This window comes from Streptosporangium sp. DT93, assembly GCF_049844535.1.
In the GTDB taxonomy this organism is placed as follows: domain Bacteria; phylum Actinomycetota; class Actinomycetes; order Streptosporangiales; family Streptosporangiaceae; genus Streptosporangium.
In genome coordinates, this window is the sequence record NZ_JBNCLF010000001.1 from 502,251 (window position 1) to 518,860 (window position 16,610).

At 73.1% G+C, this 16,610-nt stretch carries 16 protein-coding genes; 6 read left to right on the plus strand and 10 right to left on the minus strand.

From position 1 onward, the window contains the following. The first annotated feature begins 125 nt into the window (after positions 1 to 125). The 4 genes from ACLQ2R_RS02355 to ACLQ2R_RS02370 are packed head-to-tail and all read left to right on the plus strand — an operon-like array spanning position 126 to position 4,152. On the plus strand, positions 126 to 2,786 hold the full coding sequence (locus tag ACLQ2R_RS02355) for a sensor histidine kinase (RefSeq protein WP_425957582.1): 2,661 nt from the start codon (positions 126 to 128) through the stop codon (positions 2,784 to 2,786). Further along, on the plus strand, positions 2,783 to 3,190 hold the full coding sequence (locus ACLQ2R_RS02360) for a roadblock/LC7 domain-containing protein (RefSeq protein ID WP_425957583.1): 408 nt from the start codon (positions 2,783 to 2,785) through the stop codon (positions 3,188 to 3,190). The genes ACLQ2R_RS02355 and ACLQ2R_RS02360 overlap by 4 nt, the downstream gene beginning before the upstream one ends. Before the next feature lie 58 nt (positions 3,191 to 3,248). After that, entirely contained in the window at positions 3,249 to 3,596 is a 348-nt protein-coding gene (locus ACLQ2R_RS02365; protein ID WP_425957584.1) for a DUF742 domain-containing protein, read from the plus strand. Continuing rightward, complete coding sequence (locus tag ACLQ2R_RS02370) at positions 3,577 to 4,152, plus strand: GTP-binding protein (RefSeq protein ID WP_386240053.1); 576 nt, start codon at positions 3,577 to 3,579, stop codon at positions 4,150 to 4,152. Before ACLQ2R_RS02365 ends, ACLQ2R_RS02370 begins: the two co-directional genes overlap by 20 nt. A gap of 57 nt (positions 4,153 to 4,209) precedes the next feature. On the opposite strand, the gene ACLQ2R_RS02375 is transcribed toward ACLQ2R_RS02370, so the two are convergent. The 6 genes from ACLQ2R_RS02375 to xylA all read right to left on the minus strand — a co-directional run bounded on the left by ACLQ2R_RS02375 (position 4,210) and on the right by xylA (position 11,144). After that, positions 4,210 to 4,578: a DUF742 domain-containing protein gene (locus ACLQ2R_RS02375; protein ID WP_425957585.1), complete on the minus strand. Its 369-nt coding sequence runs from the start codon at positions 4,576 to 4,578 to the stop codon at positions 4,210 to 4,212. After that, a complete protein-coding gene (locus tag ACLQ2R_RS02380) occupies positions 4,575 to 4,964 on the minus strand; it encodes a roadblock/LC7 domain-containing protein (protein WP_386240055.1) in 390 nt (129 codons plus the stop codon). Before ACLQ2R_RS02380 ends, ACLQ2R_RS02375 begins: the two co-directional genes overlap by 4 nt. A gap of 171 nt (positions 4,965 to 5,135) precedes the next feature. Continuing rightward, positions 5,136 to 7,451, minus strand: a complete 2,316-nt coding sequence (locus ACLQ2R_RS02385; RefSeq protein WP_425957586.1) for a nitrate- and nitrite sensing domain-containing protein — start codon at positions 7,449 to 7,451, stop codon at positions 5,136 to 5,138. Between the two features lie 288 nt (positions 7,452 to 7,739). Further along, on the minus strand, positions 7,740 to 8,390 hold the full coding sequence (locus ACLQ2R_RS02390; protein ID WP_425957587.1) for a DUF998 domain-containing protein: 651 nt from the start codon (positions 8,388 to 8,390) through the stop codon (positions 7,740 to 7,742). A 223-nt stretch (positions 8,391 to 8,613) separates the two neighbouring features. Beyond that, a complete protein-coding gene (gene xylB, locus ACLQ2R_RS02395) occupies positions 8,614 to 9,996 on the minus strand; it encodes a xylulokinase (RefSeq protein WP_425957588.1) in 1,383 nt (460 codons plus the stop codon). Next, the gene (gene xylA / locus ACLQ2R_RS02400; RefSeq protein ID WP_425957589.1) at positions 9,993 to 11,144 is read right to left on the minus strand and encodes a xylose isomerase; all 1,152 of its coding nucleotides are present in this window, start codon (positions 11,142 to 11,144) and stop codon (positions 9,993 to 9,995) included. Before xylA ends, xylB begins: the two co-directional genes overlap by 4 nt. A gap of 79 nt (positions 11,145 to 11,223) precedes the next feature. Here xylA and ACLQ2R_RS02405 point away from each other — a divergent pair, with 79 nt between their 5' ends. After that, positions 11,224 to 12,375, plus strand: coding sequence for an ROK family protein (locus ACLQ2R_RS02405; protein ID WP_425957590.1), 1,152 nt, complete (start codon positions 11,224 to 11,226; stop codon positions 12,373 to 12,375). 6 nt (positions 12,376 to 12,381) lie between these two features. Here ACLQ2R_RS02405 and ACLQ2R_RS02410 read toward each other — a convergent pair whose 3' ends face one another. After that, positions 12,382 to 12,882 (minus strand): GNAT family N-acetyltransferase, encoded by a 501-nt coding sequence (locus ACLQ2R_RS02410; protein ID WP_425958156.1) that lies wholly within the window; start codon positions 12,880 to 12,882, stop codon positions 12,382 to 12,384. 52 nt (positions 12,883 to 12,934) lie between these two features. Then, positions 12,935 to 13,405: a MarR family winged helix-turn-helix transcriptional regulator gene (locus tag ACLQ2R_RS02415; RefSeq protein ID WP_425957591.1), complete on the minus strand. Its 471-nt coding sequence runs from the start codon at positions 13,403 to 13,405 to the stop codon at positions 12,935 to 12,937. Positions 13,406 to 13,475: 70 nt separating this feature from the next. Between ACLQ2R_RS02415 and ACLQ2R_RS02420 the strand changes: the two genes are divergently transcribed. Further along, entirely contained in the window at positions 13,476 to 13,985 is a 510-nt protein-coding gene (locus tag ACLQ2R_RS02420; RefSeq protein ID WP_425957592.1) for a VOC family protein, read from the plus strand. A gap of 176 nt (positions 13,986 to 14,161) precedes the next feature. Here the strand turns inward: ACLQ2R_RS02420 and ACLQ2R_RS02425 are convergent, their stop codons facing one another. After that, complete coding sequence (locus ACLQ2R_RS02425) at positions 14,162 to 15,133, minus strand: asparaginase (RefSeq protein WP_425957593.1); 972 nt, start codon at positions 15,131 to 15,133, stop codon at positions 14,162 to 14,164. Between the two features lie 315 nt (positions 15,134 to 15,448). After that, positions 15,449 to 16,231, minus strand: a complete 783-nt coding sequence (locus ACLQ2R_RS02430) for a hypothetical protein (protein ID WP_425957594.1) — start codon at positions 16,229 to 16,231, stop codon at positions 15,449 to 15,451. Positions 16,232 to 16,610 lie beyond the last annotated feature (379 nt).

A 16,610-nucleotide genomic window follows, 5' to 3' on the forward strand; every position in this document is an offset into this window, starting at 1 on the left:
CTAGTCTCCTGTGCGATCTTCCGGAGGCGTAATCCATCCCAAAGCGGCACGAGCCTCCACACGCTCAGGGGTTGGGACGAGTGGACATGGGCTCTAGGAACCGCTCGATTCGGTTCAAGATTTTCTTGCTGCTGCTCCTGCCGTTGCTCTCCCTCAGCGCGCTGTGGGGATTCGCCCTCAACCTGACCGTCGGCGACGGGATGGCGCTGTTGCGCGCCAACACCCTCTACCAGACGGTGGGTCTCACCTCCACCGACCTCGGTCTCCAGTTGCAGGCCGAGCGGACGCGGTCGTCGATGGTGGTCAGCTCCCGGGTCATCACCAGCGGGATGGGCGAGCAGCGCGCCCGCACCGACCGCTCGGTCGAGGCGTTCAAGAAGGCGGCCGCCGGCGACGAGGCCGTCACCCCGGAACTGCGCAACTCCCTGGACGAGCTGCTGCGCCGGCTCGACGGCCTGCCGAGCGTCCGCTCCGGCGTCGACGGCGGACAGCAGTCGCGGCTGAACGTGGTGTCGAGCTACAACCAGATCCTCGACTCGGTCTTCCTCGTGTACACCCAGATGACCGCGGTGCCCGACCTGCCGATCTTCCAGCAGGCCGCGGCCATGCAGGGGATGGGCAACGCCCACGAGATGATCGCCCGGGAGAACGCGCTGGTCAGCGGCGCGCTGGTCGACAACCGGATGTCACAGGAGGAGCGCAGGGCCTTCGGCGAGTACGTCACCACCCGGCGCTTCCTGCACAACCGCGGCGTGGCCTCGCTCGACGCCGAGCTGAGCGGTCCCTACCGCGACACGTTCCGCTCCTCGGTCTTCGAGAGGTTCACCGAGCTGGAGCGGGCCGTCGCCGGGGGGACCGGCGACTTCCTGCCCCCCGAGGCCGCCGCCTGGAAGGCGTCCGTGAGCGAGGTCTCGGCCCGGCTCGACAAGGTCAACGCCGCCGCCGCCCGCATGCTGGCGGACCGCGCCCAGGGGGTGGCCACCGACGTCCTGATCCGGATCGTGATCGCCGGCGGCGTCGGCCTGATCGCGGTGGTCGCGTCGATCATCATCTCGGTCCGCTTCGGCCGTCGCCTCGCCTCCGAGCTGGCCGGGCTGCGTTCGGCCGCGCTGGAGCTGGCGGACGTGCGGCTCCCCCGGGTCGTGGAGCGCCTGCGGCGCGGCGAGGAGGTCGACGTGCGTTCCGAGGCGCCGCCGATCCAGGCGGGCGGCTCGACCGAGGTGCACGACGTGGCCCACGCCTTCGGCTCGGTGCAGCGCACCGCCGTCGAGGCCGCCGTCGGCCAGGCCAACCTGCGGCGCGGCGTCAGCCAGGTCTTCGTGAACCTGGCCCGCCGCAAGCAGGGCCTGCTGCACCGCCAGCTCGCCCTGCTCGACAGCATGCAGCGCCGGGCGACCGACCCCGACAGCCTGCACGACCTGTTCCGGCTGGACCACCTGACCACCCGCATGCGGCGGCACGCGGAAAGCCTGATCATCCTGTCCGGCGCGGCCCCCGGCCGGTCGTGGCGCAGGCCGGTGCCGGTGATCGACGCGCTGCGGGCCGCGATCGCCGAGGTCGAGGACTACACCCGGGTCAACGTGCTGCCGGTGGCCGACGTCTCGCTCGACGGAACCGCGGTCGCCGACATCACCCACCTGGTGGCCGAGCTGATCGAGAACGCCACGATCTACTCGCCGCCGCAGACCACGGTCACCGTCCGCGGCGACGTCGTGGCCAACGGGTTCGCCATCGAGGTGGAGGACCGCGGCCTGGGCCTGACCCCCGCCGAGTACGAGGCCGTCAACGCGCGGCTGGCCGACCCGCCGGAGTTCGACCTCGCCGACAGCGACCGGCTGGGCCTGTTCGTGGTGGGTCAGCTCGCCTCCCGGCACGACATCCAGGTCATCCTGCGCGGCTCGCCGTACGGCGGCACCACGGCCATCGTGCTCCTGCCCCGGACGTTGATGGCCCAGGGCGTGCCCCTCACCCTCACGGCGCAGCGGGCGTCGTACACCGCCGAGCGCGTGGACGAGCGTCCGGAGGGGCTGTTGCCCTCCCAGCGCGAGGCGCTCCCGTCCGCGCCGGGCGGAGGCGGCCTGCCCCGCAGGACGCGTGCCGCCGCCCCGGCCGCCCAGCCCGCCCAGCCCGCGGCCGCCCCCTCGCTCAGCGTCGTCACCGACCTGCCCGCCCGGTCGCCGGTGCCCGGCCTCCGGGAGCGGCCCGGCCAGGACGGCGGGCGCGAGACGGTCCGGGGGACGCCCCCCGGCCCGGCGTCCTCCCCCCCTCCCGGAGCACTCCCCCGCCGGGGGTCGTCCCCGGCCGGCCCGTCCCGTCCCGTGACCTCCCCCGCCGATCCCTCATCGCCGTCGTCCTCCCCGGCGGCCCCCTCGCGGCCGATGTCCTCCCCCGCCGATCCGTCGCGGCCGGTGCCGTCCCCGGCCGGGGCGGCCCTGGGCACGAGGGCTCCGAGGACGTCCCCGGCGCCCCCCGAGACGCGGGAGGCGCCCGCCAAGGGCGGCGGCGCCGTGACCGGCTGCCCGGCGGCGCGCCCGTCGGCCGTACAACCTCCCGCCGGACCCGGCGGCCTGCCCCGCCGGGTACGCCAGGCGAACCTGGCGCCTCAACTCCGCCAGGAGGGCGAGGCGTCGGCCGCACCGGCACCGAAGGCGGAACCGTGCGAGGAACGTTCACCCGAGGAGATCCGCGCGATGTTCTCCGCCTTCCAGGCGGGCGCCCGGCGCGGACGCGAGGAGCAGAACAATGAATCGCCACACCACACCACAGGCGACAAGGAGGACAAGTGACCGGAAAATTGAATAACACCGGCGAGCTGAACTGGCTCCTCGACGACCTGACCGGCAGGGTGGGCGCGGTGCGCCAGGCCGTGATCCTCTCCACCGACGGGCTGGCCGTCGGTTTCTCCCAGGGTCTCAGCCGCGAGGACGCCGAACATCTGTCCGCGGTCGCCGCGGGGTTCCAGAGCCTGGCGCGCGGCGCGGGACGCCACTTCGGCGGCGGGGAGGTGCGCCAGACCATCGTGGAGATGGAGTCGGCGTTCCTGTTCGTCACCGCCGCCGGGCAGGGCACCTGCCTGGCCGTGCTGAGCAGCGCCGACGCCGACGTCGGCCACGTGGCGTACGAGATGGCGATGCTGGTCAAGCGGGTCGGCCAGCACATCTCCGCCAACCCGCGCCAAGGTCTCTCGTGAGCGGCGGGCGCGACCCCCAGGGACCGCTGGACCGCCGGGCCCGGTGCGGGAGGTCCGGATGACGCACTGGATGGACGAGGAGGCCGGGCCCGTCGTCCGGCCGTACGCGCTCATCGGGGGTCGCACCCGCTCCTCCGGCGACACGCTGGACCTGGTCGCGATGGTCACCTCGACCCGCTCCGTCTCGTCCGGGGGGTTCGTCCCCGGACCGGAACAGGAACGCATCCTCGCCATGGTCACCACCCCCACCTCGGTCGCCGACGTCGCCTCGGACCTGAACCTGCCGCTCGGCGTGGTCAAGGTCCTCCTCGGCGACCTGAAGGACCAAAGGCTCATCTCGATCGGGCGCGCCTCCGCGAGCGAGCGCATTCTCAAGGAAGTGATCAATGGACTTCGGGCCCTCTGACGAACCCGTCGCCCTCAAGATTCTCATCGCGGGCGGTTTCGGGGTCGGCAAGACCACGCTCGTGGGCGCCATCAGCGAGATCCGCCCGCTGCGCACCGAGGAGGTGCTCTCCGACCGCGGCATCGGCATCGACGACGTCGACGGTGTCGAGGGCAAGACCACCACCACGGTCGCGATGGACTTCGGCCGCATCACCATCAGGGACGGCCTGGTCGTCTACCTGTTCGGCACGCCCGGCCAGGAACGGTTCTGGTTCATGTGGGACGAGCTGTCCTACGGCGCGCTGGGTGCCGTGGTGCTGGCCGACACCCGGCGGCTGACCGACTGCTTCCCGTCCATCGACTACTTCGAGCAGCGCGGCACGCCGTTCATCGTGGCCGTCAACTGCTTCGACGGCGCCGACCGGCACGAGGCCGAGGACGTCCGGGTGGCACTGGACCTCGACGTGGACGTGCCGGTGCTCCTGTGCGACGTGCGGCGCCGGGTGTCGGCGAAGACGGTGCTGGTGACGCTGGTGGAGCACTCGCTGAAGGTGCTGACGGCCAGCCAGAGCTGACCGCCGGAGGCGGAGCCGAGCCCTCGGCGCCAGGAAGCCGGGGGCCGGGCCGGGGGGTCAGAGCGCCCGCAGGCCGCTGATGAGCTCCCTCAGCAGGCTGTCCGTGGGCAACGCCGCGGGGGCGGGCGGCCGTACCAGGATGAGTCCCTGGTCGAGCAGGTCCCCCAGCAGGACCTTGACCACGCCGAGCGGCAGGCCCGAGTCCGACGCGATCTCCACGATCGGCCGGGACCGCCCGGACAGGCCGAGCAGCCTGCGGTGCTGCAGTCCCAGGTTCGCCCCTGAGGAGACCTGCGCCCCCGTCACCGTCACCGTCGAGAGCAGGTCGAGCGAGGAGGAGGACGTGCTGGTGCGCCCTCCGGTCATCGCGTAGGGGCGGACGACGGGACCGGCCTCCTCGTCGATCCACTCCACGTCGTCGGTCACTGCCCGGCCATCCTCGGCCCTGTGGCCAGATGCTGGCCGACACGCGTGACCAGGCGGGCCATCTCGTACGCGATCAGGCCCACGTCGGCGGCGCCGGTGGTCATGACCGACAGGCAGCTGCCCTGCCCGGCGGAGGTGACGAAGAGGAAGGCGGAGTCCATCTCCACCATCGTCTGCCGTACCGCCCCGCCACCGAACTGCAGGCTCGTGCCCTTGGCGAGGCTCTGGAACCCGGAGGCCACCGCCGACAGGTGATCGGCGTCCTCCTTGGACAGCTCTCGGGACGAGGCCATCATCAGCCCGTCGTTGGACAGGATCAGCGCGTGCGAGACGTCCGCCACGCTCGTGACGAAGTCATCCAGAAGCCAATGCAGCTCACCCGGCACGTGATGAAACCCCTTCCTGTCTGATGATCTCGTTGGCCGCCGGTCCCCTCCGGTCCGGCGGCTCCGTTCCCATCGTTCCCGTCGTGCCCGTCGTTCCGGCCGTTCGCGTGGTTTCCGTCGTTCCGGCTGTTCCCGACGGCCCGTTCGCGCGGTCGGCGTCGTGGTTCCGGCTCACCGCGTGGTACCGCCGTTCCCGTCCTCGGCCCGGCCGCGCCGCCAGCCCGACTGCAGGGCGCTCATCAGCGCCCTCGCCTCCTCCGGGGAACGCGCCCCGGCCTCCGCCTCGGACGGGGCGCCCGAGGGGACGTCCGGCCGTGGCGGCGTGTCCGCGCGCCGTGCCCTGCGGGGCAGACCTCCGCCGGTGCGCCGCACCGGCTTCCACAGGTCCGCGGGGATCGGCACCGCCTGCTCCCCCGGCCCGCCCGGCTCCCCGTTCGGCGCCCCGGGCTCGCCCGGCTCGCTCGTCCGGGTCGGTGCCGTCGCCCACGCCGGCCGCTCCGCGAGACCGGCCCGCCGGGCCGATCCGGCGGGCTCGGCCCGTCCGGTACGCGTCGGCAGGACGGTGAGAACCGGCGGCTCCGGCCGCTGCGGCTCCACGGGTTCGGGGTCGGGGGCGCCGAGCAGTACGGCCGGGAGGACGACGACCACCCCGGTCCCCCCGTACGGGGAGGGGCCCAGCGTCACCTTGACGTCGTACCGGGCGGCCAGCATCCCGACCACGGTGAAACCCAGGCGGTCGGTCTCGGCCGGGTCGAACTCCGGCGGGCTGGCCAGGCGCTCGTTGACGGCGGCGCGCTCGGCGTCGGTCAGCCCGAGTCCCCTGTCCTCGATCTCGACGGCGAAGCCCCCGGGCACCGGCTCGCCACGGACCGAGACCTGGCTGTCCGGCGGGGAGAAGACGGTGGCGTTCTCCAGGATCTCGGCGAACAGGTGCATCATGTCGGCGACGGCGTTGCCGGCCAGGGTGGTGCCGCCCATGGGGTGGATCCGTACCCGGGTGTAGCTCTCGACCTGGGCGGCCGAGCCGCGCAGCACGTCCTCCATCGGCACCGGCGAGCGCCACCTGCGGCCCGCCGCCCCGCCGGACAGGATCACCAGGCCCTCGGCGTGACGGCGCATCCGGGTGGTCAGGTGATCGAGCCGGAAGAGGTTCTCCAGCGCCTCGGGGTCCTCGGCCCGCTGCTGCATGCCGTCGAGCAGCTTGAGCTGGCGCTGCAGGAGCGACTGGCTCCGCCGGGCCAGGTTGCGGAACGCGTGGGAGACGCCCTCGCGCAGCCTGGCCTGCTCCACGGCGGCGTTCACCGCGCTGCGCTGCACGCTGTCGAACGCGGCGGCGACGTCGTGGATCTCGGAGGTGCTGCCCACCGGCTCCAGCGGGGGCGCCTCGGCCGCCACGTCCACCTTCTCGCCACGGCGCAGCCTGCTCATCACCCGCGGGAGCCGGGCCTCGGCCAGTTCCGCGGCGGCCCCGCGCACGGCGGCGAGCTCACGGGTGATCCCGCTGCCGATCCGGTAGGAGACGAGCAGCGACGCGATGACCGCGACGAGGCCGATCAGGCCGACGACACCCGCGCGGACGAAGGCGGCGGTCGCCACGGGCGCGGCCCGGTCGACGAGCTCGGGGGCCGCGACCGCCAGGGACCGCCGGTAGGTGGTGTCCAGCGCGTCACCCGCGCTGCGCCAGTCGGCGGACGACACGCGATCGCCGGACAGCAGCCGGTTCTCCAGCGCGGTGAAGCGGGCGTACGTGGAGGAGGCGATCATCTCCGAGAAGGGACCGCGCAGCGAGGAGTCGAGCTCCGGCATCGCCTGTTCCATCAGGAAGATCCGGTTGGCGGCGAGCCGGTCGAACAGCCGGGCCTCGGTCTCCGTCATCGGCCCCTTGAGCGCCAGCACCCCGGCGGCCAGCGCCCGCTCGCGGCTGAGCAGGTCCGCGGCCTGGTTCATCATCGTGACGCCGCGGGACTGGCGGTAGAGCGGGAGGTCGTTGGTGAGGCTCAGGGTGTTGAAGAGCCTGCTCAGGGCGTCCGGCAGCCGGGAGAACTCCTCCGACAGCCCCACCGGGCCGATCCGCCCGTCGTCGATCCTGGCGCGGATCGCGTCCAGCGTCTCCGCCTGCCGCAGCAGCTCGGCGTGGTGGGTCCGCATCTCGTCGGACATCTCCGAGCGCGCCGCCTCCCCTGCCGTCTCGCGGCGGAAGCGGGAACGCGCCCGGTCGGTGACGGCGCGCTGTTCCGCCATGGTGCGGCGGTCGGCGTCGGAGCGGGTGGCCAGGAACTCGGCGGACAGGATGTGCTCGCGCTGGACCTCGCTGCCCAGCTCACCGGCGGGCTTGCCCACGGTCGCGTACAGCGTGCCGATCGAGAGCATGCTCACCGAGTCGCCGACGGTGACGACCGCCGCGAAGCCCCAGATCGCCACGAGTGAGGTCAGCGGAATGACCAGCAGCACCGAGATCTTGAACCGGATGGATGTGCTCGATGCCATGTCACCTCAACGGCTCGCTCTGGGATCGCCGGGGAAGGCCCCGGGCGATCTCTAGATCGCCGACGAGAATAGCACTGGCGGCTTCTCTTATTTGTATTCCATTTGTGACATGTCAGGAAATAGCTATAGGGAAGAGAAAAAGCCGACCCAGGGCGGCGTGTGACGCCGGGGCCGGCTCGGGACGGTGTACGGACGCCGGGATCGGCTCGGGACGGCGTGCGGCGCCTGGATCGGCTCAGGACGGCGCACGACGCCGGGATCGGCTTCGGGCCGCCCGGGACGTCCGGGTCAGCTCAGGACGGCGTGTGAGGCCGGGGCGGCGCTCCGCACGCGGCTCGGCCGCGCCAGCAGGACGGCGGGAACGCCGGTCAGCACGGCCCCGATCCCGACCAGACCCCACTCGACGAGGCCGATGAGCACGCCCTGGCCGGGAAGCGCCACGTAGGTGAGGGCCAGCAGGCCGAACCCGCCGGCCAGCGCCAGCCACTCCACCGGTCTGGCCACCGGCCGCCACCGCTCGTCGGCGTTGAACCGCGCCGCCATCAGGCCACCGGCCGCGGACATCGCGACCAGGGCGACGACCGCCACGAGGTGGTGGACCTGGGCGACGCTCTCCATGGCGGTCGCGGGCAGGACGGCGGGCAGCGTCGCGACGACGATCAGGCCCGCGCCCCAGACGAGCATCAGCCGCTCGGCCGGCAGGCCTGCCCGCGCCTTCGCCGCCCGCAGCCCGGCCACCACGGCGAGGGCCGCGACCCCGAGCGACGCCAGCATGAGCGAGGTCGCCCCTCCGCGGTCCAGCACCGCGTACGCGCTGATCGGCAGGTTCAGCGGACCGGTGTACGAGGCCGGGCCGATCTGTCCGACGACGGCGGCCAGCGCGGCCGTCACGAGGGCGGCGCATGCGATCAGGGGGTAGAGCCTCTTCGACGCGAGCATGGGTCAAGACTGTCCGCCGGAGAGCGTTTCAGACATCCGGCGGCACCCCTGATCCGACCCTGAGGCGCCCCTGAGACGGCCCGGGATCGCCGACCCCGTCCGGGGTCCGCCCCCTCGGCCCGGCGTCGCCCCCGGAGCCGGGGAGGAGGATCGGGTCGAGGTGGCGAAGCTCCGGGGGGCCGGGGTCGAAGGTGCGGGGGCGGGGAGGTCCGGGGCGGGCGGTTCAGCGCAGGGCGCGGGCCTCGGCGTAGCGGGCCCTGACCTCGGGGACGGGGTCGGCCTCGTGGTGCTCGGCCCCGCCCGCCTCCCAGGCCGGGGGCTCGTCGCCGCCGAGCAGCCAGGCGGCCTGCCGCGCCGCCCCGTCGGCCACGTACTCCCCGGGTTCGGGGACGACCACCGGCCGCCCGAAGACGGCCGGGGCGATCCGCCGTACCGCCTCGGACCGGGCGCCGCCGCCGATGAGCAGCACCCTGGCCGGGTCCAGCCCGAGGGCGTCGAAGGCGTCGGCGAGGTGGCAGAGCAGGCCCTCGACCGCCGCCCTGGCCAGATGTTCCGGGGTGGAGGTGGCGAGGGTCAGGCCGTGCAGCGAGCCGGTGGCGGTGGGCAGGTTCGGGGTGCGCTCGCCCTCCAGGTACGGCACGTACACGAGGCCGCCCGCGCCCGGAGGCGCCGACAGGGCCAGCCGGTCGAGGTCGGCCAGGCCCACCCCGAGCATCCGCGCGGTCGCGTCGAGGACCCTGGCCGCGTTGAGGGTGGCCACCAGCGGCAGGTACCGGCCGGTGGCGTCGGCGAACCCGGCCACCGAACCGCTCGGGTCCGCGCTCGGGCTCTCGGCGACCGCGAAGGCCGTCCCCGAGGTGCCGATCGAGACCACCACGTCGCCGGGCAGCGCGCCGACCCCGAGTGCCGCGGCCATGTTGTCGCCCGTCCCCGGGGCCAGCCGCACCGTTCCGGCGGCGGGTATCCCCGAGGCGGGCCGTACCTCCCCCGCAGGATCGCGGGGGCCCAGCACGGCCGGAAGCTCCGGGAGCGCGCCGAAGGCCTTCTGGAGCAGGTCCGTCCGGTAGGCACCGGTCGCGGGCGACCAGTAGCCCGTGCCCGAGGCGTCGCCCCTGTCGGTGACGAACTCGCCGCCCAGCCGCCAGGTGAGCCAGTCGTGCGGCAGGCAGACACGCTCGGTGCGGCGGGCGGAGTCCGGCTCGTGCTCGGCCAGCCAGCGGAGCTTGGTCACGGTGAACGAGGCGACCGGCACGCTGCCCACCGCCTCGGCCCACCGCTCCGGGCCGCCCAGCTCGCCGACCAGGTCGGCGGCGGCCCCCGCGGAACGGGTGTCGTTCCACAGCAGCGCCTTCCTGACCACCTCGCCGTCGGCGTCCAGGCAGACCATGCCGTGCTGCTGGGCGCCGACGCTCATCGCCTCGACGCCGTCCAGCCCGCCGGCCCGCTCCAGCGCCTCGCGCAGCGCCTCCCACCAGGCGGCCGGGTCCACCTCGGTGCCGTCGGGGTGGGCCGCGCGGCCCTGGCGGACCAGGGCGCCCGTACGGGCGTCCCTGATCACCACCTTGCAGCTCTGGGTCGAGGAGTCGACCCCGGCCACCAGCGTCATCCGCGGACCCCGAGGAGGTGCTCGACGGCGAGCTGGTTCAGGCGGGTGAAGTGGAAGCCGCGCGCGGCCACCGCCTCCAGGTCGAAGTCGTCGCGGTCCAGGTCGGCGAGCGTCTCGCCGGGGGCGAGCGTGGGCTCGGACAGCTCGGCGACCTTGCTCGCGGCGAGCGCCTCGGCGACCTCCGGGTCGGCCCGGAACGCCTTCACCTTCTCCTTCAGGATCAGGTACGTGCGCATGTTGGCCGCGGCCGAGACCCAGACGTCGTCGGCGTCCTCGGTGCGCAGCGGCTTGTAGTCGAAGTGCCGGGGGCCGTCGTAGCCGCCGTTCTCCAGCAGGTCCACCAGGAAGAAGGAGTTCTTGATGTCGCCGTGGCCGAAGATCAGGTCCTGGTCGAACTTGGGGCCGTGCTGGCCGTTGAGGTCGATGTGGAAGAGCTTGCCCTGCCACAGGGCCTGGGCGATGCCGTGCGCGAAGTTGAGCCCGGCCATCTCCTCGTGGCCCACCTCGGGGTTGAGGCCGACGCGCTCGGGGTGCTCCAGCTCGTTGATGAACGCCAGGGCGTGGCCGACGGTCGGGAGGAGGATGTCGCCGCGCGGCTCGTTCGGCTTGGGCTCCAGCGCGAACCGGATGTCGTAGCCCTTGTCGATCACGTACGAGGTGAGCGCGTCCATGCCCTCCTTGTAGCGGCTGAGCGCGGCGCGGACGTCCTTGGCGGCACCGGACTCCGAGCCCTCGCGCCCGCCCCAGCAGACGTAGGTGGTCGCGCCGAGCTCGGCGGCGAGGTCGATGTTGCGGATGACCTTGCGCAGCGCGTAGCGGCGGACCTCGCGGTCGTTGCTGGTGAACCCGCCGTCCTTGAAGACCGGGTGGGTGAACAGGTTCGTGGTGGCCATCGGGACCTTCATCCCGGTCTCGGCCAGCGCCTTCTTGAAGGCGGCGATCGCCTTGTCCCGGTCGGACTCGACGGCGAGCAGGTCGTCGTCGTGGAAGGTGACGCCGTAGGCGCCGAGCTCGGCGAGGCGGTGGACGCTCTCCACCGGGTCCAGCGCCGCCCGGGAGGCGTCGCCGAACTGGTCGCGGGCCTGCCAGCCGACGGTCCACAGTCCGAAGGTGAAGCGGTCCTCGGGCGTGGGGGTATAGGCGCTCATCTGTGTTTCCTCCGAATTAATCCACGTTATGGACTTAATATGTATCGAGCTGGTGGGATCGTCAAGAGGTGGTTGTTCCATGACACAGGCCCTGCGCCATGACGCGATGCGCGCGCGCAACCTCGGCGTGGTCCTCGCCGAGGTCCGCAGGAGCGGTCCCGTCAGCCGTGCGGCGCTCGCCGAGATCACCGGGCTGACCAAGACGACGGTCTCCAAGATGGTCGGCGACCTGATCACGGCGGGCATGGTCGCCGAGTCCGGCGCGGTCAGGGACGGCGAGCGGGGACGGCCCGGCACCGCCGTCACGCTCAGCGGCGGGCGGGTGGCCGCGCTCGGCCTGGAGATCAACGTCGACTACCTGTCGGCCTGCGTCGTCGATCTGACGCTGACCGTGCGGACGCGATATGCACAGGCTGTGGACAACCGCATGGCCCCACCTGTGGAAACCCTCTCTCACCTGCGGGAACTTGCCCAGAAAGCTGTGGATGAAGCGCGGGCGCAGGGACTCTTCATCGCCGGTACGACCGTCGCCGTGCCCGGCCCCGTGGACGGGGGCCTGGTGCACGCCGCCCCCAACCTGGGCTGGCACGACGTCCGCGTGCCCGACCTGCTCGACCTGCCCGTGGAGGTGGACAACGAGGCCAACCTCGCCGCCCTGGGCGAACTCTGGTTCGGCTCGGCCCCCGAGGACTTCCTGCACGTGTCCGGGGAGATCGGCATCGGCGCGGGCCTGGTCGTCGGCGGCGCCCTCTTCCGCGGCGCCCACGGCCTGGCGGGAGAGCTGGGACACGTGGTCGTCGCCCCCGACGGGCCCGCCTGCCGCTGCGGCGGCCGCGGCTGCCTGGAACAGTACGCCGGGCAGGACGCGCTGCTGCGGGCCGCGGGACTCGGCGGGGCCACCGGAGGGGTGCCGGAGCTGCTGGAGCGCCTGCGCGCGGGCGAACGGCGCCCGCTGGAGGCCTGCGATCGCGCCGGCCGGGCCCTCGGCATCGCCCTGACCTCGGCGGTTCACCTGATGGACCCGGGGACCATCGTGCTGGGCGGCGTCTTCGCGCCGCTGTTCGAGTGGATCAGGGAACCGGCGCACCGGACGATGACCGCCCGGCTGTCGGCGATGCGGCACACCGTGCCCGAGCTGACCGTCTCCCACCTGGGCGGCGACGCGGCGACCCTGGGAGCCGCCGGACGAATCATCCACCGCGTAATAGCCGACCCGATGGCGCTGTGCTGACAGGCGTTACGGGAGCAGGCGGCGTTGCAGGATCATGCCGGGCCATGTGCCCACGTAGAACGGCATCGACCGGGTGAAGCCACATCGTTCGTAGTAGCCGACCAGGCGGCCGTCGTCACCGGCGTAGCAGTCGACGCGCAGCAGCCCCACCCCGTGCCGGACGGCCTCCTCGGCCGCCCGGTCGAGCAGGGTCCGGCCCACCCGGCGGCCGGAGAAGCGCTGGTCGATCACCAGTGCCCGCACGTACAGCTCGGGCTCGGTCGCCGGCATGACGTACGGGTTCGGCGGCCCCACCACGACGCACCCGGCCGGCTCGCCGTCGATCTCGGCGATGCGCATCCCGCCGCCCGCCGCCCACTGCCGGACCTGCTCGATCCGCTGGGGGTCGCCGCTGAACGGCTCGCCGCCCCACTGGCCGATGCGCCCCTGGCTCACGAGGAACCGCACGGCACTGTCGAACATCGTGAGCACGGCCCCGGCGTCGCCGGGGCCGCCGTCGCGAATCATCACCCGCCCAGATTAGGGGGAAGCGGCCCGAGCGGGAGGATGTCGTGCCGAATCAGTGCTGGTCGGGGACGGTGGAGGCACCCGGGGCGGGGAGGATGGCCGCGCACAGGGCGGTCAGGTGGCGGAGCTGTTCGGGGTCGAGGCGGTCGAGGAAGGTCTGCCGTACCGCCTCGACGTGACCGGGGGCGGCGGCGGCCAGGGCCGCGAACCCCTCGTCGGTGAGGACGGCCCAGCTCACGCGCCTGTCGGACGCGCAGGGCCGGCGGCGGACCCAGCCGCGTTCCTCCAGCCGTTTCACCGCGTGCGACAGGCGGCTCTGCGAGGCGTTGACCTCCGCCGCCAGCTCGCTCATCCGCATCGTGCGGCCGGGCGCCTCCGACAGTTTCACCAGCACCGCGTAGTAGGCGTGCGGCATGCCGGCGTCGCGCTGCAGCTGCCGGTCCAGCTCCTCATGGACGAGCTGCGAGGCGGCCTGGAACGTACGCCAGGCACGTTGCTCGTCATCGTCAAGCCATCGCGTCACCCTCGTATCTTACTTGAACTCTCAAGGAAATGAGGTAACATACTTGAGAGTTCAAGCTTTAGGAGGAACCATGCCGGTCCAGCGTCTCAACCACGCCGTTCTCTTCGTCCGTGACGTGGAGCGGAGCGTCGCCTTCTATCGGGAGGCCCTCGGCTTCACGGTGGTCATGGGCACGCCACGGGCCGCGTTCCTGCAGGCCTCGGGATCCACCAACGACCACGACCTCGGCCTCTTCGAGATGGGCGCGCAGGCCGGCCCGTCCGGCGCCGGACGGGCGACCGTCGGCCTCTACCACCTCGCCTGGGAGGTCGACACCCTGGAGGAGCTGGAGCGGATCGCCCTCAAGCTCGGCGAACTCGACGCCCTGGTCGGCACCTCCGACCACTCCACCACCAAGGCGCTGTACGCCAAGGACCCCGACGGGCTGGAGTTCGAGGTCTCCTGGCTGGTCCCCGCCGACCTGCTGACCGAGGAGGCGCTGGAGGGGCGCACGACGATCAGGCCCCTGGACATCGCGCGGGAGAAGGAGCGCTACGGCGCCGGGACCCGCGGCGGTGTCGGCGTCTCGATCCCCGCCTGAGCGCGGGCGCGGCGGGACGCGTCGGGGGCATGGACCGAAATATTCGGAAAGAAGTGACCCGGTGGAGGCCTCCCCAGCCCTCCACCGGGTCACGGACTCTCCCGACGTGCCCCGTCAGACGAGAGATACTCCCCGGTCCCCCTATTTTTTACCTATCCATAAACACCTCGCCGGTGTCACAGCCGATCGAACCACGCGCGGACCGCGTCGATACCCCCCGTTCCGAGGGCCACCATCAGCGCGTACCGCGCCTTCTGGGGTGCCAGCCCGCGGGCGCCGATCGCCCCCACCGTGGCGGCGAGCCCTCCCACGGGACCGACCTCGCCCAGCGGCCCCCGGCCGGTACGGCAGCGTGACGCGACGACCACCGGGATCCCCCACTCCGTCAGCTCGGCGATCGCCGAGAACAGGCCGACCGGCACGTTGCCCGTCCCGGTCCCCTCCAGCACGATGCCCTGGGCTCCGGCGTCCACGGCCGCGGTGAGCAGTCCGGCCTCGATCCCCGGATAGGTCTTGATCAGGGCGACGTCCGAGGCGGGGTCCCCCCCGAACGCCGGTGGCCTCGGCGGAGGCGGGATCATCGTCTCCACCCGCCCGCCGGACAGGCGTCCCAGCGGCGGGAAGGGCGCCGAGGAGAACGCCGCGACGCCCGTGGCGTCGGTCATGCTCACCCAGCGGGCGGCGTGGATCTCGTCGTTGACGCACACCACCGCCCCGGCACCGCGCAGCGCCTCGTCGGCCGCGGCGGTGACGGAGGAGGCGAGGTTGCGCGGCCCGTCCGCGGACGGTTCGTCCCTGGAGCGGACGGCGCAGGTCAGCACGATGGCGCCGCGCTCGGCCGCCCGGCCCGCGAGCAGGTCCGCGAGGTAGGCGGTCTCCTCCAGCCCGTCGGCGCCGTGAGTGACCACCACGCCGTCGAACCCGCGCTCCAGGATGGCCGAGCGCGTCCTGCGGGCCAGCTCCAGCATCGTCGAGGGTGACATGTCCCAGCTGGGCCCCGCCATCACGTCCTCGGCCACCACGTCCGCGGTGATCGCGCCGGACGGCAGGGCCGCCAGCAGTTCCGCCCCGGACGCGGCCCCCGGCCGGTCGGGGTCGTAGGAGTGGGCGATGGTGTCACCGGTCGCCAGCAGCAGCACACGCTTCACGGACACAACCCTTCGACGGCCGATGACGCGTCCGGTCCGCGGACGAACGGGCGGGCGCGCGGCGGTGGGGCACGGTTCCCGGCAGCCCGTGACCGCTCCCCGACGGGACCCTCGCCATGGGGACGGAGGACACCCCGGACGCGCCTTCCCCTTTATAACCCATCGCTACCCCTATTGGGGTTATCTTCGAGGGATCACGCCTCCGGGGATCGGCCGTCCCGGGGCGCACGGCCCACGGAGGTCGGATGCGCGGTTCAGGCTCCGCTCGCCGGATCGGCGGCGGAGAACACGGTCGGGGAAGCGGTTCTCCCCGCGTCAGGTGCGCGGTTCGGGGGGCGGGAGCAGAAGGCGGTGGAGCCCGACCGCGCCGGGGTCCGCGAGACCGTCGCTCACGAACAGCGCGCGGGCGACCTCCCGGGTCCCCTCCTCCCCGGCGCCAAGCACGAACTCCTCCGGGGTCCGCCCGAACAGCCGCCGGAGCGCCGCCGACCGCCCCAGCAGGTGCCCGATCAGCTCGCGCTGGGGGGCGAGCGGCAGTGGCACGCCCTCCTCGTCCACCAGGCATCCGTGCCTGCTCACGTAGACGTGGCACGACGGGAGCGTCTCGCCCGAGGGGAGGGTGGCCGGGAAGGAGTCGTCGGGCAGCACCAGCCGGAGGTAGTTCGGCTCCGTCGCGTCCAGGACCCCGAGCTGGGTGTCGTCCACCCAGACCACGAACAGCAGCGAGGCCCCCTGTGCCTCGACGGGCGTGGCCGGCAGGTAGGCGTACCGGCTGACGTGCGCCGAGACCCCCGGGGTGACACCGTGCACGGCGGCCGGGGTCAGCGGGGCGACGGGCCGGATCCCGGCGGCGGCGAACTTGCGGCGCAGCTGGCCGGGGGCGGCGTTGGAGCCCACCGCGATCACCGGCCGGCGCGCCTCCAGCGGTGCCGCGCCGAGGTCGGCCAGGTGGTCGGCGAGCGTCGCGGTCCGGTCGCCGGACCGGACCAGCCCGCCGGCGAGGGCTCCGGGCACCTCCGTCATCGGCAGGAAACGGTCGTCGGCGAGCAGCCCGGCGGCCGAGGGGAGACGGCCGGGGTAGGTCAGCGGTGCGGACATCGGATCGTCGGCGAAGAGCCGGGAGGAACCGGAGGAGTCACAGGGGCCGCAGAAGCCCGAGGAACCGTGGGAGCCGGAGGGGCCCGCGGAACCATGAGAGTCCGCGGAACCCGCGGAGCCAGGGGAGCCAGGGGAGCCAGTGGAGCCAGGGGAGCCAGTGGAGTCGTAGGAGGCGTTCTCATGAGCGGATGAGCCGGGCGGAACGGACGGGTCGTCCGATGCGGACGGGTCCGGTGGGCCGGGTGGGACTCCGCGAGCGGGAGGGGGCCGCCTCATCGCCGGCCCCGGACGGGGGCGGTCGTCACGCGCGGCACCCATCCCCCAAGGGTAGGCGGGGCCGAGAAGGCCCGTGCGGGCACCCCGGCACGCGCGGGGACGG

Coding starts and splice junctions, on each gene's coding strand:
- ACLQ2R_RS02420 (WP_425957592.1), top strand. CDS start 13,476: ATGCCGGTCCAGCGTCTCAACCACGCCGTTCTCTTCGTCCGTGACGTG.
- ACLQ2R_RS02370 (WP_386240053.1), top strand. CDS start 3,577: ATGGACTTCGGGCCCTCTGACGAACCCGTCGCCCTCAAGATTCTCATC.
- ACLQ2R_RS02365 (WP_425957584.1), top strand. CDS start 3,249: ATGACGCACTGGATGGACGAGGAGGCCGGGCCCGTCGTCCGGCCGTAC.
- ACLQ2R_RS02410 (WP_425958156.1), bottom strand. CDS start 12,882: ATGATTCGCGACGGCGGCCCCGGCGACGCCGGGGCCGTGCTCACGATG.
- xylA (WP_425957589.1), bottom strand. CDS start 11,144: ATGAGCGCCTATACCCCCACGCCCGAGGACCGCTTCACCTTCGGACTG.
- ACLQ2R_RS02430 (WP_425957594.1), bottom strand. CDS start 16,231: ATGTCCGCACCGCTGACCTACCCCGGCCGTCTCCCCTCGGCCGCCGGG.
- ACLQ2R_RS02385 (WP_425957586.1), bottom strand. CDS start 7,451: ATGGCATCGAGCACATCCATCCGGTTCAAGATCTCGGTGCTGCTGGTC.
- ACLQ2R_RS02390 (WP_425957587.1), bottom strand. CDS start 8,390: ATGCTCGCGTCGAAGAGGCTCTACCCCCTGATCGCATGCGCCGCCCTC.
- ACLQ2R_RS02405 (WP_425957590.1), top strand. CDS start 11,224: ATGACACAGGCCCTGCGCCATGACGCGATGCGCGCGCGCAACCTCGGC.
- xylB (WP_425957588.1), bottom strand. CDS start 9,996: ATGACGCTGGTGGCCGGGGTCGACTCCTCGACCCAGAGCTGCAAGGTG.